Raw genomic sequence first — 908 nt, forward strand, 5'->3', positions numbered from 1 at the left:
CGCTAGAAGCGGGACGTTGTTGCGTAATAGGCCGATTTTAAATGAATCTTCGGGATACTGGAAGCGGGGCATGGAAAATGACGTAATGATAAAGTCAATTACGCCGCCTGTTATGCTTATGGCGACGCAATCAAGCGCTACAAGCCCAAGAAGAAGGGGGGTAATGTCGATAAATAATTGCAGGGAAGGACGCTGAAGAAAAACCTCCTCCCTCTTTTTCATTTTACCGTGTAAAAAACAAACCAACAGCACTTCGACAACTATGCAAATATACATAAAACAACCTGGCGCGACATTAGAAAAAGAAAGATTAAAAAAACAAATGGACACAAAAGTGCTGCAAAGATAGTAAAGCGCTCCTGCCAGAAGACCCGCCGCAAGACCCACGCTGAAACATACGGCTACAGTAAAAACGGTGTCCAGATATAAAGGAAGCTTTGCCACATTAAAAACAAAATACGAAAGCACCTCGTTAAATACGGCGGATACTATGCAGAGAACGATAATTTTTATGAGTTGAACTCTCTTCATATATGCTTTATCATGCAATAAATGCGTGATTTTTTCAAGCGGCGGCATGGAACATCGCTATACTTAGTGTTATTAATCGCGGCAAATTTGCTTGCAAGTTGCGGCGATAACCGGTCTCATCAGTCAATTTCTTCCATTTCAGGGCAATGGCTCGATATAAAAAAAGATTTTGATTCTTCCGCCTCAGGACTTGAGGACCGTATTGACGATTTTTGCCTTACCCTTAACAATTTTTTCGCCTCCCCTATCGGCGATCTGTATCAAATACACCGCCCCGAGGGAACGCAATACCTTGCGGATATCAATTCCGCGGTAGACCGCCTAAAAACCGCCGTAAAAAACAACGACGATCAGGCGATCTATCTTGCCGCGGTTGA

At 43.4% G+C, this 908-nt stretch carries 2 protein-coding genes; one reads left to right on the top strand and one right to left on the bottom strand.

Going from position 1 to position 908, the window contains the following annotated elements; all coding sequences use genetic code 11:
* Nucleotides 1–531: hypothetical protein (locus ACYVTD_RS14255; protein WP_461248384.1), on the bottom strand; the 531-nt coding region annotated here is incomplete at its 3' end.
* Between the two features lie 21 nt (nucleotides 532–552).
* Here ACYVTD_RS14255 and ACYVTD_RS14260 point away from each other — a divergent pair.
* The coding region (locus ACYVTD_RS14260) for a hypothetical protein (RefSeq protein WP_461248385.1) at nucleotides 553–908 on the top strand (356 nt) is incomplete at its 3' end.

This window comes from Treponema sp. R6D11, from assembly GCF_054786075.1.